Consider the following 238-nt stretch of genomic DNA (forward strand, 5'->3'; position numbering starts at 1 on the left):
CGCGAGTTGATGCCGATCCGCATGGTCTCGGCGATCTTCTCCACCTCGCCGCCCCAGAGCCAGTCGTCGTCCGTCAGGTCGGGATAGTTGGCGCGGCCTTTCCCGTCCGCCCCGTGGCAGGCGGCGCAGTTGTCGCCGAAGAGCTGGCGGCCCGACGACCGGACGACCCTCATCAGGTCCTCGTTGGCCTGGATGTCCTCGAAGCTTCCCGTCTCGATGGCCTTCATCCAGGCGGCGC

General features: G+C 68.1%; 1 protein-coding gene. It reads right to left on the reverse strand.

The annotated features are described in order from the left end of the window. Positions 1–238, reverse strand: a 238-nt coding sequence (locus KBI52_RS00115; RefSeq protein ID WP_210804713.1) for a c-type cytochrome, incomplete at both ends; no start/stop codon positions are given.

The sequence above is a fragment of the Microvirga sp. HBU67558 genome (assembly GCF_018069605.1).
GTDB lineage: Bacteria > Pseudomonadota > Alphaproteobacteria > Rhizobiales > Beijerinckiaceae > Microvirga > Microvirga terrae.